The following is a 24,237-nucleotide window of genomic DNA, read 5'->3' on the forward strand; positions in this document are numbered from 1 at the left end:
TGATCAGTCCTTTTGTTCAAGTTCAAAACCGGCGGGCAGAAGCTCCGCCATGGTGAAGCTGCGGCGGATGCCATCCAGGTTGGCGACGTGGATCACCACATCGTCACCGGAGAACTCTTTGAGCTTCTGACGGCAGCCGCCGCAAGGCGTGCAAAGAGCTGCATCGCCCACAACAACCGCTTCGGCAATCCGGCTTCCACCACCAAGGATCATCGCCGCTATGGCTCCCGCTTCAGCGCAGGTTCCTTCCGGAAAAGCAGCGTTTTCCACGTTGCAACCCGCATAGACCTTGCCATCATCGGCGAGGATTGCAGCCCCCACCTTGAACCGGGAATACGGCGCATAAGCGGCCTTCTGGGCGTTGAGAGCCGTTTCGAACAGCGTCTGTACCGCGCTCATGTGCGCTCCTTGAGATAGGGCACGCCCGACGCCTTGGGCGGGATTGCCTTGCCGATGAAACCGGCCAGCAGGATCACCGTGAGGATGTACGGCAGCGCCTGGAAGAACTGCACCGGCACCTGGCCGATGCCCGGGATTTCCTGACCCTGAAGACGGATGGCAAGCGCATCGAGGAAGCCGAACAAGAGGCAGGCCCACATGGCATTACCAGGCTTCCACTTGGCGAAGATCAAGGCCGCCAGTGCGATGTAGCCGCGCCCTGCCGTCATATCCTTGATGAAGCCAGAAGACTGGGCAATGGACAGATAGCTGCCTGCGATGCCGCACAGAATTCCGCAGGCGATGACCGCACGATAGCGCAGCCATGTGACGGAAATGCCAGCCGTATCCACCGCTGCAGGGTTTTCGCCGACCGCTCTAAGGCGCAGGCCAAAGCGGGTCCGGAACAGTATCCACCAGGTCAGCGGCACCATCGCAAAGGCGATGTAGACGAGGATGTTATGGCCGGAAATCAGCTCAGAATAAATTGGCCCGATTACCGGCACATGCGCCATTTCTGCGGCAAATGGCAGTTCAATATTCCCGAAACGGCCGCCGCCGGAGAGAGAAGGCGTCCGGCCACCCTGCCGGAACCAGGTCTGGCCGAGAAGCGCCGTCAGTCCAAGCGCCAGAAAATTGATCGCTACGCCGGACACGATCTGGTTGCCACGGTTGGTAATGGACGCAAAGCCATGCACCAGCGCAAGCCCCACAGCAACGCCGGTTCCTGCCAGCAGGCCCAGCCAGGCATTCGCCGTGAGATAGGCAACCGCACCGGCACCGAAGGCAGCCCCCAGCATCTTCCCTTCAAGGCCGATATCGACCACGCCGGAGCGTTCCGAATAAAGGCCAGCCAGACAGGCCAGAAGCAGAGGGGCAGACAGGCGCACCGTGGAATCAAGAATGAGGATCAGGGTATCGAACATGGCGCGCTCCTATCCAGCCTGCGTTGCCGGTGTGCGGGCGAAGCTGAACATCTGCACCAGAGCTGGCCGGAACATATATTCCAGCGCTCCTGCAAACAGGATCACGAGCCCCTGAATAACAACGATCATGTCGCGGGTGATCGCCGGCATCTCGAAGGAGAGCTCCGCGCCTCCCTGGTAGAGCATGCCGAAGAGAATGGCTGACAGAACGATTCCGACCGGATGCGCCCGTCCCATGAGGGCGACCGCGATCCCGACGAAGCCGTAGCCGGAGACAAATTCCAGCAGCAGCCGGTTCTGTGCGCCCATGATCTCGTTGATCGCCATCAGCCCGGCAAGCCCGCCGGAAATCATCATCGTGATGATGATGATGCGGACCGGAGAAATACCGGCATAGACCGCTGCCGTCGGGTTCGCGCCAAAGGTGCGGATCTCATAGCCCAGACGCGTGCGCCAGATCAGAACCCAGACGAAAACGCAGGCCAGCAGGGCGAGGATCAGGGCAAGATTAACCTGGGAAGTGCCGAAGAAATCTCCCGGCAGCAAAGAGTCCAGCAGCGGAAGACGGCCGCCCTCTTCAAAAGTGCGGGTTTCAGGCTGCATGGAACCAGGCTTGGAAATCACGTCGACAAGCAGGTAGCCCATTAGCGCCGCACCAATGAAATTGAACATGATCGTGGTGATCACGACATGGCTGCCACGCTTGGCCTGAAGCCAAGCCGGAATGAACGCCCAAGCCGCACCGAAGACAGCCCCGCCCAGAACAGCGAACGGCAGCGTCACCCACCAGGGCACATAGTGATCGAGCGCCAGACAGGCTAGAGCGACGCCAAGGCCACCGACATAGGCCTGTCCCTCGCCACCGATGTTGAAGAGACCCGCGTGGAACGCCACGGCGACGGCGAGGCCAGTGAAGATGAAGTTCGTCGCGTTGAAAAGGGTAAAACCAATGCCCTCGCCATATCCCAGCGATCCCCAGATGAGGATCTTGACCGCCTCGATCGGATTTTCGCCGATCAAGAGCACCACAAGCCCGGACACGAGAAACGCAGCGGCCAGATTAATGGCCGGGATCAGTCCGAAATCGACCCAGCGCGGCAGTTGTCCTGCACTCATCGGGCGTCTCCCTCTACACCAGCCATCAAGAGGCCGAGTTCACCTTCATCTGCTTCCGGTCCGCGTTCGCCAACGATCTTGCCGTCGAACATGACGAGCACACGGTCGGCAAGAGACCGGATTTCATCCAGTTCCACGGAGACAAGCAGAATGCCCTTCCCCGCATCCCTCAGCTCGACGAGCCGTTTGTGAATGAATTCGATCGCGCCGATATCCACACCGCGAGTCGGCTGGCCGACGAGCAGCACCGTCGGGTCGTGCTCAATCTCACGTGCGAGAACAACCTTCTGCTGGTTGCCGCCGGAGAAATTGGCGGTCTTGAGCTGGCAATTGGGCGGCCGGATATCGTATTTCTCGATCTCCGCCTTCGCCGTTTGCTTGATCGCTGGAATGTCCAGAAACGGACCCTTGGCGTATTTTGGATCGTTGTGATAGCCGAGAATCGCATTCTCATATTCGGCAAACTTGGTGATCAGCCCCATCCGGTGACGGTCTTCAGGAACGTGGCCAAGACCCTTGCCGCGCATTTCCGCGGGATCAATCCGGGTCTCGCCCAGATTTGTCTGATCCCCGTCGATCCAGAGAGTGCCCTTCGACGCCTTGCGGATCCCTGCCAGTGTTTCCAGCAGCTCTGACTGACCGTTGCCGGACACGCCTGCGATGCCGACGATTTCTCCGGCGCGCACCTCGAAGGATACGTCCTTAACGACCTTCACACCGCGGCTGTCGATGACATCCAGGCTATCGACCTTCATAACGGTCTTGCCCGGCTTGGCAGGCTGTTTTTCCACCTGAAGCAAGACCGAGCGGCCAACCATGAGCTCGGCCAATTCTGCCATGGAGGTTTCGCTTGTCTTGCGCGTTGCCACCATCTCGCCGCGGCGCATGACCGACACCGTGTCGGTAATGGCCATGATTTCGCGCAGCTTGTGGGTGATCAGAAGCACTGTCTTGCCCTGATCTCTCAGCACTTCGAGAATCCGGAACAGGTGGTCCGCTTCTGCAGGCGTCAGAACCCCAGTCGGCTCATCCAGGATCAGAATGTCAGCGCCCCGGAACAAGGCCTTCAGGATCTCGACCCGCTGCTGCAGACCGACCGGCAGATCCTCGATCAGGGCATCCGGATCAACCTTCAGGCCGTAATCGCTCTCCAGCCGCGCCAGCTCCTTGCGGGCCTTGGAAACGCCTCCGGACAGAAGGGCTGCGCCTTCAGCGCCCAGCACCACATTTTCCAGCACGGTAAAATTATCGACCAGCATGAAGTGCTGGTGAACCATACCGATGCCGAGAGAAATCGCCGTCTTGGAATCAGGAACAGCCACCTTCTTGCCATCGACAAGAATATCGCCGCTGTCCGCCTGGTAAAATCCATAAAGGATCGACATCAGGGTGGACTTGCCCGCACCATTTTCCCCGATGATGCCGTGGATCGAGCCCTTGCCCACCACCAGGTCGATGTCCTTGTTGGCATGGACGGAGCCAAACCGCTTGTTGATCTTGCGCAGCTCAATGGCTGGAGTTCCGGTCATGGCATTCCCCGCTTCTGATTGCACCGGAGTGTCATTCTTTTTCTTGTTCCATTACTGCTCCGCCTCAAGAGACGGGGCATGCGCCTTCCGAAACGACATCGTGGACATGGATCGACCCGTCTGAAATCCCTGCGGCCACAGCGGCCGCAGCGGCCTTCATTTCCGGCGTGATCAGATCCTTGTTATTCTCATCCAGCACCCAGTCCATGCCGCCTTCGGCCAGACCAAGAACCCGGATGCCCGGCTTGAAGGCCCCTTCCTGGGCCGACTTGAAGCTGTCGTAAACCGCATTGTCGAGACGCTTGCGGATCGACGTCAGAACATGGCCGGGATGCAGACCGTTCTGGTTGGAATCCGTCCCGATCCCCAGCACGCCGGCATCCGCGACGGCTTGCAGGACACCGATCCCCGTGCCGCCAGCCGCCTGGATGACAACGTCAGCGCCGGAGCGGATCTGAATTCTGGCCAGCTCGGCTCCCCGGGCAGGATCGGCGAAAGCCGCCGGCGTGCTGCCGGTCATGTTGTAGAGGATCTTCACATCCCCGGAGACAGACCTTGCACCCAGTTGATAGCCGCAAAGGAACCGGCGGATGATCGGAATGTCCATGCCGCCGACGAAACCGATGGTTCCGGTCTTGCTTGCCTTTGCCGCCAGAACGCCCGCAATGTAAGCGCCTTCCTGCTCCTTGAAAACGTAAGATGCGACGTTCGGAGCCTCGACAACCATATCGATGATGGCAAAGTCAGTATCAGGATAGTTTTTTGCGGCCTCCGCCACCGCCGATGCCTGGTTGAAGCCAATCGCGACGACGGGCTCATCCCCTCTTCCTGCGAATGTCCGCAGAGCCTGTAAGCTCTGGGCATCCCGCTCCAACTCGAATTCCCGGACGGTCAGGCCGGTCTCGTCGCGAAAGCGCTCGACCCCGCGAAAGGCGCTTTCATTGAACGAGCCGTCAAACTTGCCGCCGACCGAATAAACGATGGCAGGCTCAGCTGCTGCCTGCCCCGAGGGGGCAAGCACTGCGGCAAGAACTGGAAACAGAAGACACCAGTAGGCTTTCATTGCGATCCGCCTCCTCACCCGGACCATGGCCCGGGTATTGGCAAAAATCCCGCGCTTTCCGCCCCCGGAAAGCGCGGGATCATTCTGTCAGGGATTTAGAGCGGGCAGGAGCTGTCCGACATGTAGTCGTGCACCTTGATCGTGCCAGAGATAATGTCAGCCTTTGCCTTATCGGCAGCAGCCTTCATGTCCGGCGTGATCAGCTTCTCGTTGTTCTCGTCGAGAGCCCAGTCCACACCGCCTTCAGCAAGACCGAGAACCTGAACACCAGAGGTCCAGGCATCGTTCTTGGAATCCTCGAAAGCCTTGTACACAGCGTTGTCAACGCGCTTCAGCATGGAGGTCAGGACAGAGCCCGGATGCAGAGCATTCTGGTTGCTGTCGACGCCGATGCCGTACTTGCCAGCGTCAGCTGCCGCCTGCAGAACGCCGATGCCGGAACCGCCTGCAGCATGATAGACAACGTCCGCGCCGCGGTCGAACTGAGACATCGCCAGCTCACCACCCTTGACCGGGTCATTCCAGGCAGCACCGGTGGTGCCAATCATATTTTCGAAGATCTCTGCATCAGCATTGGCAGCCTTGACACCCTGCTTGTAGCCGCAGGCAAACTTGCGGATCAGCGGAATGTCCATGCCGCCAACAAAGCCGACCTTGCCTGTCTTGGAGGCCATGCCGGCCAGGAGGCCAACAAGATAGGAGCCTTCATCTTCCTTGAAGACGATGGAACGGACGTTCGGCAGATCAACCACCATGTCGACAATGCCGAACTGGATGTCCGGGAATTCCTTGGCGACCTTCTCGACAGCATTGGCCTGGGAGAAGCCGATGGCGATGATCGGGCTTTGACCGCGCTTTGCGAAGTTACGCAGGGCCTGTTCGCGCTGGCTGTCGTTCTGGATTTCAAAATCGCGGTAAGCCACACCGGTATCGGTGGTGAACTTTTCAGCGCCCGTGTGAGCGGCTTCGTTGAACGACTTGTCGAACTTGCCGCCAAGGTCATAGACCACGGCTGGCTTGATGTCCGCAGCCATAGCCGATGCACTGAATGCAACGCCTGCGATGGCAGCACTGATCGTCAGGAACTTCTTCACTTTACATGTCCTCCGACACCGGATCCAACATTGGGCCAGACCCTTCGTTACTTCCCCTCTGGAACATCCGGCCTCACGCCGAACGTGCCAACTCCAAACCGATCCGCTCCCGCAGCCCCCTTCCCAGGGTTTCGTCTGCGATCAAATCGGTAATGACACCGGCACGCAGTGCCGCAAGGGTCGCCTCGACCTTGCTTTCACCGCCCACCAGCGCAATCACACGCGCCCCCCGCACCTCGTTGAAATGAAGACCGACAGCGCAGTCTCCAAGACGGACAGGCGCAAGCTTGCCATCAATGGTCAGGAACCGGCCCATGAGGTCGCTGACAGCGCCGCTCTTGTTCAGTTCCGATTGCTCTTCCTTGCTGATCATGCCGCGCTGGATCAGATGCCCCTCTTCCTCAACCGACCCGATGCCAACGATGAAGACGTCCGACTGGCGCGCACGAAGCAGAAGATCCTGCACACTGCGCTGGCCAAGGAACATGTCCTTTTCCTCAAGGCTCTCGGCGAAATACGGAACGGGCAGATAGTAGCCTTCGCCACCGGTCCGGTCCTGCAGCAGTTGCACCACGTCAAAGGGGTTTGCAGAAAGCGTGCGCGTCAAGGAACCGCAGATGGAGATCACCGCCAGATCTGGACGCGCTAGGCGCGGCATCTCCTCGACGGCGGCCTTCAAAGTCCGGCCCATGCCGACTCCGACGCGGCCTACGGATGGAGAGGACAAAATACCGGACAGAACCTGAGCGGCAGCTGACGACACGGATTTGATCGATGTTTCCTGATCACCAGACCCAAGATCCGGGGCAATAACACAGCTTTTCAGCCCGAAATGCGATGCGATCTCATCTTCGAGCTCCAGACACTCCAATGGGCGGCCGTCGACCTGAAACTTGACGTATCCAGCTTTCTGGGCGTGAGCAATCAGGCGATGAACTTTCGCCGGAGAGATGCCAAGCTGATCGGCGATCTCCCCCTGCGTCCGTCCGCCGACAAAGGACAGCCAGGCCGCCCGGATGGCGAGATAAGTGGTCCAATCGTCGTCCCGCGCCTGCATGGGCGTTTTCAATGCCTTCCCGATTAATAACATCGCCGCTTTGTGCTATCATTCCAACCGGCCTGACCAGCACCGTCCCGGATGCGCATTCCGCACAATCCGGGATCGAAAAATTCTTCACCAGCTGAGAATTTATTCAGATAGTGGCCCGCTCAAAGCCGCCCCGTCAAGCGGGAAAAGGGCAAAAGCCTGTCACTTTTGACTCATTTTTGGACTCTGCTTAATTCCAAGGCGCAAGCAACAGGACTTGGGCAGACTTAGAAATGCATTGCCCAAAGTCCGTGCGGACGTCCTTCGAGCGGACGCCGGCTGCCAGACCCAAATTCAGGCCGTTGAGTTCCGGACGGTTCACGTCTACACGATCCCGGCGTCACGATGGTTACGGAAACGTCATTTCCCTTTGCCGGATTCAAGTGAATCAGGCAGTATTACCTCTTCATATCAAAGTATTATGCGTTTTGACAACTAACCTGACCGGGAGAACATACGCTGTTTTCACGAGGAACGAAGCGATAAGAATTTCGTCCATACGATGACATCTGGGGAGGCATGACGAATCTGCCGTAAGGCAAAGCCAGGAGAACAAGTCATGCGTCTAGATTTTTGTGGATCATCAGTTCGCGTTGCCGGTGCGACTTTGCTGGCCGGCCTTGTCTCACTTCTCTTTCCAAGCTCCGCCCGGGCTCTGGACGCCCTTAGAACCGGCGTCTCCCCCATTATCGCCGCATATGATGCGTCGAGGGAGGTTGACGTTGAGCTGGTGCTCGCGGTGGACATTTCACAATCCATGGATACCGACGAGCAGGAGGTGCAGCGGGCTGGCTATGTGTCAGCCATCACATCACCCGATGTGCTTGAGGCCGTCCGCTTCGGACCAATCGGCCGCATTGCCGTCACCTATCTGGAATGGGGCGGCGTTGACGAGCACTTTATTGTCGCCAACTGGACCGTGATCCAGGACGAGGCCTCCGCAGCTTCCTTCGCCGCGCAGATCGCGGAATCCCCCCTCAGGCAGGTTCAGCGCACATCCATTGCTTCTGCACTCACCAAAGCCGTCGAGATGATGCAGACAAACAGCTACAACAGCATGCGTCAGGTCATCGACATTTCGGGAGACGGCCCCAACAATCAGGGGGGCTCGGTCACCAAGGCCAGAGACAAGCTTCTGACCACTGGTGTCACCATCAATGGTCTGCCGCTGATGATGAAATCCAGCTCCAATGCCTGGCAGGCTATGCTGAATCTCGATCAATACTACGAGGATTGCGTCATTGGCGGTCCCGGCTCCTTCACCATCCCAGTGAGATCCAAGGAGGGCTTTGCAGATGCGATCAAGATGAAGCTGGTCATGGAGATCGCTGGACTGCAAATGCAACGGCCGCTGGTGCAGCAGGCAGCTGACCGCAAACCTGTGCAATGCTCGATATTCGACTGAAACCGGGCTCTGACCGGCAGCCAGGAGACAATTGCGCGGTTTTTTGGTCTCTTGCGGCAGAACTTTGGCGAACGATCCTCATCATTTCAGCAAGTTGGCCTTGCACGCGTCCATTATTGGGCTAAACCAGCAACAGCTTCCTTCGCTGCAAGGTATGGAGATGCCGCGCTGATGACTGCCCGCCCAACGCTCGCCCTCGTCGCACATGACGCAAAGAAAGACCGTATGGTCGAGTTCGCGGTCAAGAACCGCGCAAAGCTGGACGCATTCTCTCTCGTTGCAACAGGAACAACAGGTGGACGGATACAGGAAGCCTGCCCGGAACTTGACATCGTCCGCCTCAAGAGCGGTCCGCTCGGCGGCGACCAGCAGATCGGGGCCATGATTGCCGAAGGCCGCCTGCAGGGTCTGATCTTCTTTGTAGATCCGCTGTCCCCAATGCCACACGACGTCGATGTGAAAGCGCTGATGCGCCTGGCCCTCGTCTATGACATGCCGATGGCCCTGAACCTGTCAACCGCTGAAATTCTTCTTCGCTCCGCCCGTCTGACGGGGCTCAAGAGCACCTCCGCTACCCCGGAAATCGGCGGACCGGCTCAATGACCCAGACGTCCCTGTCCTTCGCATCTTTTCCCTTTCCTGTACTTGTGGCCGATATCGGCGGCACGAATGCCCGTTTTGCCCTTGTCCGGGACGCTCATAGCGCTGCCATTCAAAGCGCTTCGACTGCTACGGCGGACCACCCGGATATCTCGGCGGCGATCCGCAAGAGCCTGGATGATGCAGGCCTGGAGGCGCCTAAAACTGCGATTATCGCCGTTGCCGGTCCGGTGACTGGCGACAAGATCCCCTTGACCAACGCGCATTGGGTCATTGAGCCCCGCAAGATGATCGAGGATCTGGATCTGCAAGAGGTCATTGTCGTCAATGACTTTGAGGCTCAGGCTCTTGCCCTTCCGGGTCTTTCCGGCCCAGATATCGAACAGATCGGCGGCGGCAGCGTGCGCGAGGCGTCGACGAAGTTCGTGCTTGGTCCGGGAACCGGTCTCGGCGCCGCGGCCCTGATCCATGCCGCCAATACCTGGATCCCGGTGCCGGGTGAAGGCGGACATGTGGAGCTTGGCCCGGTCAGCCCTGAGGAGTTCCTCATCTGGTCCCATATAGAGCAAGTAGGTGGACGCCTGGGAGCCGAACAGATCCTCAGTGGAACCGGGATGCCGAGGCTTGCGCGTGCTGTCTCAGCAGCCATGGGATTGGAGCGCTCCTTCGCCAATGCCGCCGATATAACCAAGGCTGCGGAAGCCGGCGATCCGGTCGGGGTGACTACCCTTCAAGTGTTCGCGCGCGCTCTTGGCCGCATGGCTGGTGATTTTGCCCTGTCGCTGCTTGCCCGCGGGGGGGTCTATCTGACAGGTGGTGTGACACCACGCATTGCAGGTTTTCTGACTGATGGCGCTTTCCGGGCTTCGTTTGAAGCCAAGGCGCCGCATGACCGTCTGATGGCCTCCATTCCGACCTTCATCATCCATCACCCCAATCCGGCACTTGAGGGCCTCGCCGCCTTCGCACGGCATCCCGATCAGTTTGCCGTGGAGATGACAGGGCGCCGCTGGAGTTCGGGGATAGCCAAGGCCTCCTGACACCGGAAGGAAATGGCTGTGCCCCGGTCCTTTAAAGCTCCGCTTCCGATCGATGCGGCCCTGCCGGAACTGGAACAGGCCCTCGCCACAGGTTCCAATGCAGTGCTTGTCGCCGAACCTGGCGCAGGCAAGACGACCCGCGTCCCGCTCGCGCTTCTGGATGCTCCGTGGCGGGGCGATGGCAAAATCCTGATGCTGGAGCCCCGGCGTCTCGCCGCTCGTGCAGCTGCCCGGCGTATGGCCTCGGAACTTGGCGAAAGCGTCGGCCAGACTGTTGGCTACCGCGTCCGCATGGACACCAAGGTCAGCAGCAGGACGCGGATCGAGGTCATCACCGAGGGGGTGTTCACCCGTCTGATCCTCGACGATCCCGAGTTGAACGGCATTGCCGCCATCCTCTTCGATGAATTCCACGAGCGTTCGCTGGATGGCGACCTGGGACTGGCGCTGGCACTGGACGTCCAATCCGCTCTGCGGGAGGATCTGAGGCTGCTGCCCATGTCCGCGACCATCGATGCTGCGTCTGTTGCAGACTTGCTGGGTGGCTGCCCGGTGATCGAGAGCAAGGGCCGGAGCTATCCGGTGGAAACGCGGTACCTCGGACGCAAACCGCAAGAGCGCATCGAGCCGCAGGTCGCCGGCGCCATCCGCCGGGCATTGTCCGAGGAAATAGGGTCTCTGCTTGTGTTTCTCCCCGGGCAAGGAGAGATCCGGCGCGTCGAGGAACTTCTCTCGGCACGCTTACCGGCCAATTGCACGCTTGCCCCTCTCTATGGAGCTCTCGATGGCAAGGCGCAGGATGCCGCAATCCGCCCGGCACCTGAAGGCACGCGCAAAATCGTTCTGGCCAGCGCCATTGCCCAGACGTCCCTGACCATCGAAGGCATCCGTGTGGTCATCGACAGCGGCCTTGCCCGTGTTCCCCGTTATGAACCGCAAACCGGATTGACCCGGCTGGAAACCGTTCGTGTGTCCCGCGCCTCTGCCGACCAGCGCCGTGGCCGTGCGGGCCGGACAGAACCCGGTGTCTGCTACCGGCTCTGGGACGAAGCGCAAACCGTCTCCCTGCCGGCCAATGAAAATCCCGAGATGCTGGAAGCCGACCTCTCGTCTTTCGCACTGGATCTCGCCGCCTGGGGCGTGACCGATCCGGCGGCCCTGCCCTTCCTGACCCCGCCGCCGGAAGGCGCATGGTCAGAAGCGGTTACATTATTGAAGGCCCTGCATGGGCTCGATGAGGCCGGACACCTGACCGACGCTGGCAAGGCCTTGGCCAAGCTTCCGCTCGCCCCCCGGCTCGCCCATATGCTGCAGGAAGGCACTGCCCGTGGCGAGGGGCTGACCGCCGCCTATCTCGCCGCACTCCTCTCAGACCCCGGACTTGGCGGGCGCGATCCGGACCTGCGCGATCAAATCCGCAGGCTGCGCGAAGACCGCTCCCAACGCGCCCGCGACAGCCGCGCCATGGCCGAGCGTTGGCTGAAACTGGCGGGTGGCACGCCGGAGGGTTCTGCTGATCCGGATCTGGCAGGCAGCCTGCTCGCCCTTGCTTATCCGGACCGGGTGGCGCAGGCACGTGGCCAGCGCGGACGCTTCCGGCTGGCCAATGGCCGCGGGGCGGAACTGCCCGAAGAGCACGCTCTTGCCGCAAGCCCGTTTCTGGTTGTCGCGGACATTCAGGGCAAGGCCGCCAATGGCCGGATTGCCCTTTGCGCGCCGGTCAGCCGCGAAGACATAGAGACCGATTTCGCAAACGACATCGTCGAGGAAGACGACGTGCGCCTGGAGAAAGACGGAACGATCCGGGCGAGGCGCATACGCCGGTTCGGAGAGGTGGAGCTGGAAAGCCGCCCCATCAGCAATCCCGATGCCTCCGCTGTGGAGCTGGCTCTGGTGCGGGAGCTCAAGCGCCGGGGCATCCAGCGCCTGCCTTGGACCAACGACCAGATCCGCTGGCGGGCCCGTATCGATTATCTGCGGAAGTCCGGTGAAACCGATTTGCCGGACATGTCTGACGCAGCCCTGACAGAAAACCTGTCCGACTGGCTGGGACCGTTTCTGGCGGGAAAAACCTCTGTCGCGTCGGTTGATGCGGCTTGCCTGGGGGACGCGCTCACCGCTTGGCTGCCTTTTGACATGCCACAGCGCCTGGACCGGCTCGCCCCCTCACATTTTACAGCACCGACAGGAAGCCGTGTTCCGATCGATTATGGCGCAGAGGCTGGTCCTTCCATCTCGATCCGGGTGCAGGAATTGTTCGGCCTTGCCACCCACCCTTCCGTTTGCGGCGGGCGGATTCCTTTGACGCTGGAACTTCTCTCTCCCGCACAACGCCCGATCCAGATCACCCGCGATCTGCCGGGGTTCTGGGCCGGGTCCTGGACGGATGTGAAGGCTGACATGAAAGGCCGTTACCCAAGGCATCCCTGGCCGGATGACCCATCTGCCGCAGAAGCCACACGCAAGGCAAAGCCGCGAAGCTGACAGCTTCAAAGATCTGCCAGTCGTCGCCCGCGGTCAGAGCCTGTGCTAGAGTTGCGGGAAAAGAGGCGGAATCGCCGGGGATAGGGATCATATGAACCGCCAGGAACTGATCGCATCGCTTGCCCGCAGGGACCTCTTCCCCTGGCGGACAATTGATCTGTGCCTGAAAGATCCCAGCCTCTGCATTCCGCCTCTGCTGCTGCTGCTCGAGCGGAAGGCACGCGGACTGTCCCTCAATGAAGACGAAAACCGCGCCCTTTATTATGGCATTCACCTGCTGGCCGCCCTGAAGGTGCGGGAGGCCGCGGCGCCCCTCACCGCCGTCTTATGCGGCAATCTTGAAGAAGCGGCGGAACTCGTGGGGGACTCCATTGGCGACACCGTGCCCCGTCTTCTCATGGCGTTCACACCAGCTATGGCGGATCATGCCTGGGACGTTGTCGCCTCCCCCCAGATCGACTGGATCATCCGGGAGGCCTTCCTGCGGGCCTGGACCTTTGCCGTGCTCCAAGGCGAGGTTCCCCTCGACATCGCAGCAGAGAAGCTGAAGCAGTTTCCGGCAACGGTCTGCCCCGAACCTGACAGTTTCCTGTGGGCAGGCTGGCTCAATGCCATTGCCGACCTTAACCTTCAGGAGCTGCAGACGAATGCGGGCAGAGCTTTTGAGAATGGACAGATTTCGGCGGACGAGTTCGGTTTCTTTCCCGCCGATATCGAGACATTCCGGTCGGACCTTGCGCGGATGGCGGCCAGCGATCCCAAGGAGCGCGAAGCCATTTTACTCCGCCGGGGATACCGTCCGTTCCAGCCAACGAACGAAGACTTCATGCGCGCAGCCCGTCATGTTTTGACGCGCGAGGAGGAGGAAGAGACAAGCTCCATGCTGCTAAAGGCGGCTGAAAGCGACAGCCCTTACAATCACTGAAGGTGAAGCCGTGTCTTGTTGCCTATTCGGAAGCTTCTGCTGAGCCGGACTGAAGCAGGCCGTAGCGCTCAATACCGATCCGCTCGATCAGGTTGAGCTGTGTCTCCAGGAAGTCGATGTGACCTTCCTCATCCGCGAGCAGAGCTTCAAACAGCTTCATCGATACATAGTCGCCCGCTTCGTCGCAGACCTGACGGGCCTCGTGATAGAGGGCGCGGGCCGTATATTCGCCCGCAAGATCACACTCCAGGCAATCTTTCAGGGACGTTCCGATGCGCAGCTGATCAAGAACCTGAAGGTTCGGCAGACCCTCCAGAAACAGGATGCGGTCCATCAGCTGTTCGGCGTGAGCCCGCTCTTCCAGAGACTCTTCGCTCTCTTTCTTCGCCAGATGAGTGAAGCCCCAATCGGCCAGCATGCTTGCATGAAGGAAATACTGATTGACCGCAGTCAGTTCATGCCGCAGAGCCTTGTTCAGATATTCAATGACTCGCGTGTCGCCCTTCATGAAAGCCTCTCCTCAGTTGTGATAGGGTCAGCTGCCTGCCGCAGCTCTCTTTAGACGGCTATAAGCGTCTTCCTGCTCTTCAGACGCTTTTTCGTGGATCAAGTCAATGACTCTAGGAAAGCAGCTGCCACATCTCGGACGGCAGCCCAAATGCCGGAACACGGCCCCTGGGGTAGGAACCTTGCCGTTCGGATCGGCCCGCATTTCTTCAGCTGCCTTGCGCAGCTGCTTGTCGGACAACACATTACACGAGCAGATGATCATTCCCGGGTCCGCGACGTTTCGTATATATGACCTTCAGATGCGCTATTGTGGCGTGAAGGCTCATTGGGCATATCTAAAGTGAAGTGAAAGAGTCAACTTTCTTTCAAACGCATCGACTATTCGACCAAGGCAAGGCGCATGAACGAGACCAAGAAAATTGATGAACGGCGCACAATCGTCCTGACAGGGGCCAGCCGCGGAATCGGCCATGCGACCGTCAAACGCTTCTCCGCAGCTGGATGGCGGGTTATCACCTGTTCCCGGTACCCTTTCTCCGACAAATGCCCCTGGCCGATGGGGCCGGAAGACCATATTCAGATCGACCTGTCAGACCCGGAGAACCTTGGCTACGCGGTGCAGGAAATGCGCAAGCGGCTGGAACCGCACGGCTCAAAGCTTCACGCGCTTGTGAACAATGCCGGCATCAGCCCGAAGGATGACAACAAGGGCCGCCTCGACTCAATCACGACTCCGATGCATGTTTGGCGGCATGTGTTCCAGGTCAATTTCTTCGCCCCTATTATGCTCGGGCGTGGCCTCTTCAACGAATTGAAGAATGCTGGCGGCTCGATCGTGAACGTCACTTCAATTGCCGGTTCACGCGTACACCCCTTCGCGGGGACCGCCTATGCCACCTCGAAAGCGGCTCTTGCCTCGCTGACCCGCGAAATGGCCGCTGACTTCGGCCCCCATGGCATCCGCGTCAATGCGATCGCACCGGGCGAAATCGACACCGCCATCCTGTCTCCGGGCACGGAAAAGATGATCGACGACATTCCGCTGCGCCGTCTTGGCCGTCCGGATGAAGTTGCCGACACCATCCATTTCCTCTGCAGCAGCCCATCATCTTATGTGACGGGCGCGGAAATTCACATCAATGGCGGCCAGCACGTCTGACATCTGCATTGCACAATCATACCAAGTTCCGGCAAGGCCCTCACATGACACCCACCATGTGAGGGCCTTGTCTTTTTCAGCAAGAAGTTTCCGCCCGGGCCGGCAACCTATGAACGAAATACACCTGTCATTTTCACCAATCCTTCAAAGCCAAACCTAATTCCTCAAATCTTTCAGCAAATTGCACAATAGATCGCGATTGGCGTATCAAACATAAAGATTAACCCTTCCATTTACGCTCCTTTCAGCACTTCCCAGCATAATTGATGAAACAAAAAATGCACCTCTTTGGTGTGCTATGGGAGATGTGGAATGCGCGGTCTGTCCAGAAGACTCAATGACCTCAAGTTCAGCTACAAGGTGGGAGGCGGTTTCCTTGCCATTTTGCTGCTGACAGCTGTGGTTGGTTTCTCCGGGTTCCTTGCAATCATCAATCTATCTTCCCGTTTCGAGGTCAATGACGAGTCCGTAAAGGTTGTGCAGCTACTGCAAACAGCGTCCAGCTTGCGTGAGACCTATTTGAACGCGCCGGACACGCAACGGGCAGAAGAGACCCGCACCGTGGTTGCCAGCCTGCAGAACGCCCTCAAAGGCCTTTCTGCCTCCGTCTCAACAGATGGCGCAGCAAAGGCCCAGACCGATCAGGCCATTGCGTCCGTCCAGGAATTCGCCAACACCTTCGACAACGTCGTCTCCGAGACCACGAACCAGGCAGCCCGCCTGAATACCCTGCTGGAAGCCACTGCCTCCCTCGAAAGCGTTGCCAACGAGATCGAGACCGTTGTCCAGACCATGGCAGACGAACTTGAAGAGCAGGCCATGAAGTCGAACAACGCGCTTTATGATGCCAATAAGATTGCCCAGCAGATCTACACCATCAAGGAACAGGCTGGAGCGATCCAGGCACTGTATCTGAAGGCAAATGGAAACCTGGGTGGTGATCAGCTGACCAAGGCGCTGGAGCTGGCCGATAGCCTGCTGCCTTTGGCCAAGGGGCTTCAGTACAAGCGGGTTGAAGGCATCGAGCCTGCCCTCTTGAGCAGCATGGCCATTTACGGCAAGAACCTTACCGAAGGGCTGCATAAAATGGGATCGCAGCTCTCCTTCAACGAAGTCTTTGAAGTGCGCACCTCGATCGGCGAAGCTATCGAGAACTTGACAACCACCACCGGCAAGATCCTGGACCAGAGCCTTCCAATCGTCGAGAATGCGAAGTCCACAGCCATGGAGGCGACCACTCAGCTGAGCCTCGCCCGGAACATATGGGGAAAGGCATCGGAACTTAGCAACCGGTCCATCGCCGCCAAGTCGGACACGCTGGAGCTGTTCGGCAATTTCGCCGCGGGCGATGCAACGGCCGTTGAAACCCGCGTTGCCGAACTCTCCACAATTGAAGAGCAGATGGCCTCCATGTCGAAGGGCGTCACCGGGATCGAGACGGCAGTCGGCAACATTCCGGTCGCCCTTGCTTCCTTTGACCGTGCCTTCAAGGAAATGATCACCTCCCGGCAGAACCTTCAGGCCCAGAAGGCAAGCCTGAACACCATAGCGGCCTCAATCAACGAGCAGATCTCCAATCTTGTTGTCGATCAAAGCGAGCAGGCTCGTGATGCAGGCAAAAATGCGCAAGCGGCCATCGGACTGACGTTGCTGATTGCGATTGCCGCCGGCATCGGCATCGCCCTTGGCCTTAATATGGCAATCACCCACCCGATCCGCAGCACCACAGCTGTCATGCAGCGGCTGGCAGAAGGCGACAATAGCGTCAAAATTACCGGCGTGAATCGCGGCGATGAAATCGGAGACATGAACCGCACTGTGGAGATCTTCCGCCGCAATGCGCTGGAGCGGGCACAACTGCAGGAACAGCAGGAACGGGAAGAAGAAGTTCAAAAAGCGCGTCAGAGCCGCATCGACAACCTGATTGCAAACTTCCGGGCAACCGCTTCAGAAGTTCTGACAACGGTAGATCAGACGGCGGACAGCCTGGACCAGACCGCACGGTCCCTGACCGAGATTGCGCGGGAAAGCTCTGGCCACGCATCCCAGACCCTGAACGCGTCCGATACCGCCACGCAGAACGTTCAGACCGTTGCCAGCGCGGCTGAAGAACTTGCAGCCTCCATCGGAGAAATCTCCCGCCAGGTGGCGCAGACCACCGGTATCGTTGCCAAAGCCACCCAAGGCACCCGTGAGACCAACGAAAAGGTCGAGGGCCTCGCCGCGTCGGCGGCTAAGATCGGGGAAGTCATCACCTTGATCCAGGCGATTGCAGAGCAGACCAACCTTCTGGCCCTGAACGCTACCATTGAGGCCGCGCGAGCGGGGGATGCCGGCAGGGGCTTTGCGGTCGTGGCATCGGAAGTCAAGGAACTGGCGACCCAGACATCGAAGGCGACCGAGGAGATTGCCAGCCAGATCTCGGCGATTCAGGGGGCAACAAAAGAATCCGTCGATGCCATCGCCCAGATCAGCAGCATCATGGAAGAAGTCAATTCCTACACCGCGACGATCGCTTCTGCTGTTGAACAGCAGGGATCCGCCACCGCCGAGATTTCGCAGAATGTGCAGCGGGCAGCTCAAGGCACCACGCAGGTTTCCAGCAACATGTCGGAGCTCTCGCAAGCCGTCGACCAGACCACCCAGTCCGCAGACATGGTCCTGTCCGCCTCTGGCGATCTTTCCGAAAAGACAGACCGGCTGAAATCGGAGGTCGAGCGTTTCCTGCAGGACGTCGCAGCCGCCTGATCAGCTGCCGCCTTTCCCTTTCAGACACACAAAAAGGGCGGCTCTGGAGCCGCCCTTTCCCTATTGTGATTGTCTTTGCGGTCTCAGGCCGCGGCGACAGCGCGCTTGGCCATGACCGTTACAAGATTGGCCCGGTATTCCGCAGAGCCATGGATATCGGCCAGAAGATCATCCGCCGGAATGGAAATCCCCGCGACGGCATCGGCTGACCAGTTGGAGGACAGGGCGTTTTCCATTTCCTCAACCCGGAAGACACCGCCCTGACCGGCACCGGTCACGGCGACCTTCACAGCTCCATCCTTGCCTTTGGCAACAAACACGCCCGCCATCGCATAGCGGGAAGCCGGGTTCGGATACTTGGAGTAAGCACTCTTTTCCGGCACCGGGAAACTGACAGCGGTCACGATCTCACCTTCGTCCAGGGCGGTGTCAAACATGCCCGTGAAGAAGTCTTCAGCAGACAGGCTGCGCTGGTTGGTGACGACCGTCGCTCCTAGAGCAATCAAAGCGGCCGGATAGTCGGCAGCCGGATCGTTATTGGAAATGGATCCGCCAATGGTGCCCATGTGGCGCACAGCCGGATCGCCGATACCGCCAGCCAGGGCGGCAAGGCCCGGGATCAGACGCTTGACCACATCCGAACTGGCAACCGCGTAGTGACTGGTGGCGGCGCCGATCTTGATGGCGCCCCCTTCTTCGGAAATCCCCTTCATCTCGGCAATGTTGCGCAGGTCGATCAGATCGCTCGGCGCAGCCAGCCGCTGCTTCATGGTCGGGATCAGGGTCTGGCCGCCGGCCAAGAACTTACCGTCCTCCGCCTTTTCCATCAGGGCCGCCGCATCCGCGACGGAACTTGCCCGGTGATATTGGGTCTCATACATGTCTCGGTCTCCTTATTCGGCAGCCTGAGCGAGCGCTGCCCGGCTGGCGAGCCAGACGCGTTGCGGCGTTGCCGGCATGGCGAGGTCGTTGTTGTTGATAGCGTCGGTGATCGCGTTGATCACCGCCGGCGGCGAACCGATCGCCCCAGCCTCACCGCAGCCCTTCATGCCGAGCGGGTTGCCCGGACAGATGGTCTCAGTCGTCAGCAGGGTATAGGACGGCAAATCGTCCGCACGTGGCATGGCGTAGTCCATGTAAGAGGCGGTCAGGAGCTGACCAGTCTCGTCGTAGGCGACACTTTCCAGAAGCGCCTGACCGACGCCCTGTGCGATGCCGCCATGAACCTGGCCCTCGACAATCATCGGGTTGATGATCTTGCCAAAGTCGTCGGCAGCCACGAAGTTGACGATCTCCGTCTTGCCGGTTTCCGGATCGACTTCCACTTCGCAGGCATAAGTGCCTGCCGGGAAGGTGAAGTTGGTCGGATCGTAGAAGGCGCCTTCTTTCAGTCCCGGCTCCATGCCTTCCGGCAGGTTATGGGCCGTATAAGCCGCCAAGGCGACTTCGGTGAAGGTCAGCTTCTTATCGGTGCCTGCGACCTTCAGCTCACCGCCCTCGATCTGGATGTCCCCTTCGGAGGCTTCCATCAGATGGGCTGCGATCTTCTTGGCCTTTGCTTCGACCTTGTCGAGCGCCTTGACGATGGCGGACATGCCCACGGCACCAGAACGGGACCCGTAGGTGCCCATGCCGAACTGAACCTTGTCCGTATCCCCATGGACGATGGAGACAGTGTCCGTGTCCACACCGAACCGCTCGGAGATCAGCTGGGCAAAGGTCGTCTCATGCCCCTGGCCGTGGCTGTGCGAGCCGGTCAGAACCTCAATGGAGCCGACGGGATTGACCCGCACTTCGGCAGACTCCCAGAGACCAACGCCTGCGCCTAATGAGCCGACGGCTGCCGAAGGTGCGATACCGCAAGCTTCGATATAGCAGGAGAGCCCCATGCCACGGAGTTTGCCGCGGCGGGCAGCTTCCGCCTTGCGGGCCGGGAAGCCATCGTAGTCGATCGCCTTCAGGGCCGCATCCAGCGTCGCGTCGTAATCGCCCGCGTCATAGCACATGATCACCGGGGTCTGATGCGGGAAGGAGCGGATGAAGTTCTTGCGGCGGAACTCGGCCGGGGACATGCCCACCTGCCGTGCTGCCGTTTCCATCATGCGCTCGACCAGGAAGGTGGCTTCCGGACGGCCGGCTCCGCGATAGGCATCCACCGGTGTGGTATTGGTGTAAACCGCCTTCACATTGCAGTGGATGTTCGGAATGTCGTACTGGCCGGACAGCAGCGTCGCATAGAGATAGGTCGGCACGGACGACGAGAACAGCGACATGTAGGCGCCGAGGTTCGCGACCGTCTTCACCCGGAAACCGGTGATCTTGTTGTCCGCATCCAGAGCCAGTTCCGCGTGCGAGACATGGTCACGGCCATGGGCGTCGGTCAGGAAGGCTTCGGTACGGTCAGAGACCCACTTTACCGGACGGCCGACGCGCTTGGATGCCCAAAGCGCAACGATTTCTTCCGGATAGATGAAGATCTTGGAGCCGAAGCCGCCACCCACGTCCGGAGCAATAACCCGGAGTTTGTGCTCGGGCGCAACGTTGTAGAATGCGGACAGCACCAGACGCGCCACATGCGGGTTCTGGGAGGTGGTGTAGAGCGTATAATGCTCTTCCGCCGTATCGTAATCCGCAACTGCGGCCCGTGGCTCCATCGGATTGGGGGCCAACCGGTTGTTGACGACATCCATCTCTACGACCTTGGCAGCCGCATCGAACGCCGCATTGGTTGCAGCTTCGTCGCCGATGTCCCAGTCATAGATCAGGTTGCCCGGTGCTTCGGGATGAAGCTGAGGCGCGCCCTCTTTCAGGGCATCCGTTGAAGTGACCGCGGCCGGAAGCTCCTCATATTCGACCAGAACAGCTTCAGCTGCGTCGCGGGCCTGGCCCTGGGTGTCCGCAATGACAACGGCGACCGCCTGACCGACAAACCGGACCGTCTCCGGTTCAAGCGCCCTCCAGGCGCCCATCTTCATCGGCGTGCCGTCCTTTGAATGGATCATCCAGCCGCAGATCAGGTTGCCGATACCGTCACCGACCAGCTGCTCACCCGTCAGAACGGCGTCAACGCCGGGCATTTCCAGCGCGGCGGATGCGTCGATGCTGACGATTTTGGCGTGAGCATGAGGCGAACGGACAAAGGACGCATAGGTCATGCGCGGCAGTGTCATGTCGTCGGTGTAGCGGCCTTTGCCAGTGATGAAACGCTTGTCTTCCTTACGAAGGGCGCGTGCCCCGATACCTTGAACTCCCATGGCGTGTCTCCCAACACAGATGGTTTTCCCTCTGAATCCCTTGCGGGAACGGCGATACGCCCGGCTTATTCTGCCGCGGTCTTCATTGCGGCCATCTGATCAGCAGCGGCCTTAATCGCCTTGACGATGTTGTGGTACCCCGTGCAGCGGCAGATGTTGCCTTCCAGCTCGTGGCGGATCGTCTTTTCATCGAGATGAGCGCCGTGACGGCGGATCATGTCTACGGCGGTCATGATCATGCCCGGTGTGCAGAAACCGCACTGCAGGCCATGGTGCTCACGGAAAGCCGCTTGAACCGGGTGAAGCTCTGTACCGTTGGCAAGGCCTTCAACGGTCGTGACCTCGGCTCCGTCCGCTTGAACAGCCAGCATGGAACAGGATTTGACCGCTTCGCCATTGACGTGGACCACGCAGGCTCCGCACTGCGAGGTGTCGCAGCCGACGTGAGTACCCGTAAGATTCTGGGCCTCGCGAATGTAATGAACAAGAAGGGTACGATCCTCGACATTGGCCGAGACCTTCTTGCCGTTCAATGTCATAGACACTGTCGTCATTTTTCTCTCCCTCTGAATTTCCAGTCCGCCACCTTCGCGACAAGGGGCGGAAACCCTATTCCCGGTCCTGAACCCTCAGTTCAGAACCGCAAGAACTGCGATAAGAGCGGCCAGGGCAATAAGACCCCAGACGAAAGGACCTCCAAGAACCCCTTTCCCTGCCGCAACCTCGATCTTTTCTTCCGCGTCGTGGATCTTCTCCTCGACTGCATGTTCGATATCCGTCACGGCCTCGGAAACGAGCACAGGGGCTTCATCGACTGCCGCCGTTTGAGCTGCGGCGATTTCGCCCGCGTCCAGGCCATCATCGCCTCCATCAGCTCCCCCGCCGACGACCTCGGAAAATTTGCCAAAGAACTCGTCCGCCATCTTTCTGGCAGTGGAGTCGATCAGACGGCTTCCGAGCTGGGCCAGTTTGCCGCCGACCTGAGCATTGGCGGTGTAGGTCAGGATGGTTCCTTCGGCGCTCTCCTCAAGGTGCACGTCCGCACCGCCCTTCGCAAAGCCCGCAACACCGCCCTTGCCTTCACCTGCAATGGTATAGCTCTCCGGCGGATTGATGTTTTGAAGGGTGACTTCCCCTTTGAATTTGGCCTTCACAGGGCCGATCTTGCTCGTGACCTGCGCAGTCATCTCGGTTGGGCTCGTCATTTCGAGCTCGTCACAGCCGGGGATGCACTGCTTGAGAATTGCAGGGTCGTTCAGCGCCTGCCAGACCGCCTCCCGGCTTGCGGGAATTGTGTATTTGCCGGTCATTTCCATGTGACGTGGCCTCTCCATGAACTGCTGTCAGACAAGGCGGCGTGCGCTCGAAGGGCCGCCCCCGGCAAAGCCGGACCACGGAAACGCACAACACTGGGAGAGAATGTGGCTGTTAAATCAGTTGGTTGCAAGTCCACTTCAACCAGAGACCGCAGACATTGCAATATATGAGCTCCGGCAAGGGCTAGCCCGCGCCATTCCTGCCGTCGAAGAAAACCCGCGATGATGCAGGACATCCAGACGGATTTCCGGCACTCTTTTGCCTTCACCACTCAGCTCCTCCCAAAGCCTCGTTCGCTTGATATCCCGGCAACCCGGGCATCCGGCAATTTAAATCTGCGCAGGCCTGGCCCGTATTGCAAAGCATGCGGAACACAGGGTACCGGAAAAACTGTCTCATTGGTGAGACAACCGCATTTTTTGCCCGGAACCGGGACCGCCCTTTCAGTATCCGGCAGCTTCGGCAGTCAGGCGGTACTGGCTCATGCGCCGGTACATGGTTGCCCGGCTGATCCCGAGGTCCTTGGCAGCAGCCGTCACATTCCCCTTCCGGCGGACCAATGCTCTACGGATTTCAGCCTTTTCCGCTTGACCAAGTCCTCTTTGCCCCTCCGCCCCCTCCAGCACCTCGGACAAGGAAGGCAGCAGGCTGAGCGCCTCCGCCGTGAGGCCAAGATTACGGCGGGCCAGCCGGGAAGCGCCAACAACCAGGTTGTCCTCGTCGACCGCCAGCAGCGACACCCCTCCAGGACCATGGCCTTCTGCCATGATGATGCGCGCTCCCGGATGCGAGGCCCGGAAAAGATCCGCCTCCACGGTGCGCGCACTCTCGGTCACCACTGCTCCCAGCACCTGCGCGAAGGACTGCGACAGGTCATTCCGGCAATTAGACACATCCAGAACCGCAATCAGTTCGCCGGACGCATCATGGATCGGTGCCCCCATGCAGCTCATTGCGATGTTCTTTGCCCGGAAATGCTGGTTCTGGAAAATGATTACGGGACGCTTTTCGGCAAGACAGGTGCCGATCCCGTTTGTCCCCTCACTGGCTTCGTTCCAGACGGCCCCCTCGACCAGCCCCCACTCAGAGAACGTTTTGCGGTCTCCCTCAGTAGCACTCGTCTCCAGTATCATGCCATCTGCGTCTGTCAGGGCAACACAGCACCCGGCACGCCCTGCCGTCTGGAAAAGACGGTCGAGGCAGGGGCGGGCGACTTCGAGAAGCTTGCCATTCCGCTCCCGCGAGAGCGCAAGTTGAGGCGCTTCAAGACGCATGGGCGCGGAAGGTTTCGCGGGATCGAGACCGTAATAGATCATTGACCGCCGCCAGGATGCGGCGACAATCGATGTCGCGGCATTCATGCTGTCACGGACAGTCGCCGCGACCACATCCACATGAGATGCAGCCGTGCTTGCAAGTGCCATCAGCCGTTCTCCTCCCTCAGCGCCAGTCGGCCTCCCAACGCTTGCTCAAGTCGAGCAAACAAAGTCAGGCTTGTCAAAGGAATTAGCGCGAGACCATCGACAGAACCGCCGCTTTTGG

At 59.6% G+C, this 24,237-nt stretch carries 21 protein-coding genes; 7 read left to right on the top strand and 14 right to left on the bottom strand.

What is annotated here, in order from left to right; translation table 11 throughout:
- Window positions 1-3: 3 nt before the first annotated feature.
- From IG616_RS12365 to IG616_RS12395, 7 genes are all read right to left on the bottom strand, one after another.
- Window positions 4-399, bottom strand: coding sequence for a cytidine deaminase (locus tag IG616_RS12365; RefSeq protein WP_192148478.1), 396 nt, complete (start codon window positions 397-399; stop codon window positions 4-6).
- Window positions 396-1,364, bottom strand: a complete 969-nt coding sequence (locus IG616_RS12370) for an ABC transporter permease (RefSeq protein ID WP_192148479.1) — start codon at window positions 1,362-1,364, stop codon at window positions 396-398. Before IG616_RS12370 ends, IG616_RS12365 begins: the two co-directional genes overlap by 4 nt.
- 9 nt (window positions 1,365-1,373) lie before the next feature.
- Window positions 1,374-2,480, bottom strand: coding sequence for an ABC transporter permease (locus tag IG616_RS12375; protein WP_192148480.1), 1,107 nt, complete (start codon window positions 2,478-2,480; stop codon window positions 1,374-1,376).
- Window positions 2,477-4,009, bottom strand: coding sequence for an ABC transporter ATP-binding protein (locus IG616_RS12380; RefSeq protein ID WP_192148481.1), 1,533 nt, complete (start codon window positions 4,007-4,009; stop codon window positions 2,477-2,479). Before IG616_RS12380 ends, IG616_RS12375 begins: the two co-directional genes overlap by 4 nt.
- A 64-nt stretch (window positions 4,010-4,073) precedes the next feature.
- A complete protein-coding gene (locus IG616_RS12385) occupies window positions 4,074-5,072 on the bottom strand; it encodes a BMP family lipoprotein (RefSeq protein ID WP_192148482.1) in 999 nt (332 codons plus the stop codon).
- A gap of 95 nt (window positions 5,073-5,167) precedes the next feature.
- Complete coding sequence (locus IG616_RS12390) at window positions 5,168-6,166, bottom strand: BMP family lipoprotein (RefSeq protein ID WP_425504183.1); 999 nt, start codon at window positions 6,164-6,166, stop codon at window positions 5,168-5,170.
- A 73-nt stretch (window positions 6,167-6,239) separates the two neighbouring features.
- On the bottom strand, window positions 6,240-7,223 hold the full coding sequence (locus tag IG616_RS12395; protein WP_192148483.1) for a sugar-binding transcriptional regulator: 984 nt from the start codon (window positions 7,221-7,223) through the stop codon (window positions 6,240-6,242).
- 637 nt (window positions 7,224-7,860) lie between these two features.
- On the opposite strand from IG616_RS12395, the gene IG616_RS12400 reads away from it, so the two are divergent.
- The 5 genes from IG616_RS12400 (at window position 7,861) to IG616_RS12420 (ending at window position 13,707) form a co-directional block, all read left to right on the top strand.
- Window positions 7,861-8,658 (top strand): DUF1194 domain-containing protein, encoded by a 798-nt coding sequence (locus tag IG616_RS12400; protein ID WP_425504185.1) that lies wholly within the window; start codon window positions 7,861-7,863, stop codon window positions 8,656-8,658.
- Window positions 8,659-8,829: 171 nt separating this feature from the next.
- A complete protein-coding gene (locus IG616_RS12405) occupies window positions 8,830-9,261 on the top strand; it encodes a methylglyoxal synthase (protein ID WP_192148485.1) in 432 nt (143 codons plus the stop codon).
- Entirely contained in the window at window positions 9,258-10,298 is a 1,041-nt protein-coding gene (glk, locus tag IG616_RS12410) for a glucokinase (protein ID WP_192148486.1), read from the top strand. The genes IG616_RS12405 and glk overlap by 4 nt, the downstream gene beginning before the upstream one ends.
- Window positions 10,299-10,310: 12 nt before the next feature.
- On the top strand, window positions 10,311-12,782 hold the full coding sequence (hrpB, locus tag IG616_RS12415) for an ATP-dependent helicase HrpB (protein ID WP_192148487.1): 2,472 nt from the start codon (window positions 10,311-10,313) through the stop codon (window positions 12,780-12,782).
- Window positions 12,783-12,873: 91 nt separating this feature from the next.
- Window positions 12,874-13,707, top strand: a complete 834-nt coding sequence (locus tag IG616_RS12420) for a DUF1186 domain-containing protein (RefSeq protein WP_192148488.1) — start codon at window positions 12,874-12,876, stop codon at window positions 13,705-13,707.
- A gap of 22 nt (window positions 13,708-13,729) precedes the next feature.
- Here the strand turns inward: IG616_RS12420 and bfr are convergent, their stop codons facing one another.
- Complete coding sequence (gene bfr / locus IG616_RS12425; protein ID WP_192148489.1) at window positions 13,730-14,215, bottom strand: bacterioferritin; 486 nt, start codon at window positions 14,213-14,215, stop codon at window positions 13,730-13,732.
- Window positions 14,216-14,242: 27 nt separating this feature from the next.
- On the bottom strand, window positions 14,243-14,479 hold the full coding sequence (locus IG616_RS12430) for a (2Fe-2S)-binding protein (RefSeq protein ID WP_192148490.1): 237 nt from the start codon (window positions 14,477-14,479) through the stop codon (window positions 14,243-14,245).
- Between the two features lie 138 nt (window positions 14,480-14,617).
- Here IG616_RS12430 and IG616_RS12435 point away from each other — a divergent pair, with 138 nt between their 5' ends.
- A complete protein-coding gene (locus IG616_RS12435; protein ID WP_192148491.1) occupies window positions 14,618-15,376 on the top strand; it encodes an SDR family NAD(P)-dependent oxidoreductase in 759 nt (252 codons plus the stop codon).
- A 312-nt stretch (window positions 15,377-15,688) separates the two neighbouring features.
- Window positions 15,689-18,124: a methyl-accepting chemotaxis protein gene (locus IG616_RS12440; RefSeq protein ID WP_192148492.1), complete on the top strand. Its 2,436-nt coding sequence runs from the start codon at window positions 15,689-15,691 to the stop codon at window positions 18,122-18,124.
- Between the two features lie 83 nt (window positions 18,125-18,207).
- On the opposite strand, the gene IG616_RS12445 is transcribed toward IG616_RS12440, so the two are convergent.
- The 5 genes from IG616_RS12445 to IG616_RS12465 all read right to left on the bottom strand — a co-directional run bounded on the left by IG616_RS12445 (window position 18,208) and on the right by IG616_RS12465 (window position 24,119).
- Window positions 18,208-19,005 carry an FAD binding domain-containing protein gene (locus tag IG616_RS12445; RefSeq protein WP_192148493.1) on the bottom strand — a complete coding sequence of 266 codons (798 nt, stop codon included), beginning with the start codon at window positions 19,003-19,005 and terminating at the stop codon, window positions 18,208-18,210.
- 12 nt (window positions 19,006-19,017) lie between these two features.
- The gene (locus IG616_RS12450; protein WP_192148494.1) at window positions 19,018-21,378 is read right to left on the bottom strand and encodes a xanthine dehydrogenase family protein molybdopterin-binding subunit; all 2,361 of its coding nucleotides are present in this window, start codon (window positions 21,376-21,378) and stop codon (window positions 19,018-19,020) included.
- A gap of 65 nt (window positions 21,379-21,443) precedes the next feature.
- A complete protein-coding gene (locus IG616_RS12455; protein ID WP_192148495.1) occupies window positions 21,444-21,932 on the bottom strand; it encodes a (2Fe-2S)-binding protein in 489 nt (162 codons plus the stop codon).
- A gap of 75 nt (window positions 21,933-22,007) precedes the next feature.
- Window positions 22,008-22,694: an SRPBCC family protein gene (locus IG616_RS12460; RefSeq protein ID WP_192148496.1), complete on the bottom strand. Its 687-nt coding sequence runs from the start codon at window positions 22,692-22,694 to the stop codon at window positions 22,008-22,010.
- Window positions 22,695-23,138: 444 nt separating this feature from the next.
- Complete coding sequence (locus IG616_RS12465) at window positions 23,139-24,119, bottom strand: GAF domain-containing protein (RefSeq protein WP_192148497.1); 981 nt, start codon at window positions 24,117-24,119, stop codon at window positions 23,139-23,141.
- Between the last annotated feature and the right edge of the window lie 118 nt (window positions 24,120-24,237).

Source organism: Roseibium litorale, from assembly GCF_014842915.1.
Lineage (GTDB): Bacteria > Pseudomonadota > Alphaproteobacteria > Rhizobiales > Stappiaceae > Roseibium > Roseibium litorale.

Excerpts from the sequence above, each read along its gene's own strand:
- IG616_RS12385 (WP_192148482.1), bottom strand. The coding sequence starts at position 5,072 with ATGAAAGCCTACTGGTGTCTTCTGTTTCCAGTTCTTGCCGCAGTGCTT.
- hrpB (WP_192148487.1), top strand. The coding sequence starts at position 10,311 with ATGGCTGTGCCCCGGTCCTTTAAAGCTCCGCTTCCGATCGATGCGGCC.
- IG616_RS12380 (WP_192148481.1), bottom strand. The coding sequence starts at position 4,009 with ATGACCGGAACTCCAGCCATTGAGCTGCGCAAGATCAACAAGCGGTTT.
- glk (WP_192148486.1), top strand. The coding sequence starts at position 9,258 with ATGACCCAGACGTCCCTGTCCTTCGCATCTTTTCCCTTTCCTGTACTT.
- bfr (WP_192148489.1), bottom strand. The coding sequence starts at position 14,215 with ATGAAGGGCGACACGCGAGTCATTGAATATCTGAACAAGGCTCTGCGG.
- IG616_RS12465 (WP_192148497.1), bottom strand. The coding sequence starts at position 24,119 with ATGGCACTTGCAAGCACGGCTGCATCTCATGTGGATGTGGTCGCGGCG.
- IG616_RS12365 (WP_192148478.1), bottom strand. The coding sequence starts at position 399 with ATGAGCGCGGTACAGACGCTGTTCGAAACGGCTCTCAACGCCCAGAAG.
- IG616_RS12435 (WP_192148491.1), top strand. The coding sequence starts at position 14,618 with ATGAACGAGACCAAGAAAATTGATGAACGGCGCACAATCGTCCTGACA.
- IG616_RS12405 (WP_192148485.1), top strand. The coding sequence starts at position 8,830 with ATGACTGCCCGCCCAACGCTCGCCCTCGTCGCACATGACGCAAAGAAA.
- IG616_RS12370 (WP_192148479.1), bottom strand. The coding sequence starts at position 1,364 with ATGTTCGATACCCTGATCCTCATTCTTGATTCCACGGTGCGCCTGTCT.
- IG616_RS12375 (WP_192148480.1), bottom strand. The coding sequence starts at position 2,480 with ATGAGTGCAGGACAACTGCCGCGCTGGGTCGATTTCGGACTGATCCCG.
- IG616_RS12455 (WP_192148495.1), bottom strand. The coding sequence starts at position 21,932 with ATGACGACAGTGTCTATGACATTGAACGGCAAGAAGGTCTCGGCCAAT.
- IG616_RS12450 (WP_192148494.1), bottom strand. The coding sequence starts at position 21,378 with ATGGGAGTTCAAGGTATCGGGGCACGCGCCCTTCGTAAGGAAGACAAG.
- IG616_RS12460 (WP_192148496.1), bottom strand. The coding sequence starts at position 22,694 with ATGGAAATGACCGGCAAATACACAATTCCCGCAAGCCGGGAGGCGGTC.
- IG616_RS12395 (WP_192148483.1), bottom strand. The coding sequence starts at position 7,223 with ATGCAGGCGCGGGACGACGATTGGACCACTTATCTCGCCATCCGGGCG.
- IG616_RS12420 (WP_192148488.1), top strand. The coding sequence starts at position 12,874 with ATGAACCGCCAGGAACTGATCGCATCGCTTGCCCGCAGGGACCTCTTC.
- IG616_RS12430 (WP_192148490.1), bottom strand. The coding sequence starts at position 14,479 with ATGATCATCTGCTCGTGTAATGTGTTGTCCGACAAGCAGCTGCGCAAG.
- IG616_RS12445 (WP_192148493.1), bottom strand. The coding sequence starts at position 19,005 with ATGTATGAGACCCAATATCACCGGGCAAGTTCCGTCGCGGATGCGGCG.
- IG616_RS12440 (WP_192148492.1), top strand. The coding sequence starts at position 15,689 with ATGCGCGGTCTGTCCAGAAGACTCAATGACCTCAAGTTCAGCTACAAG.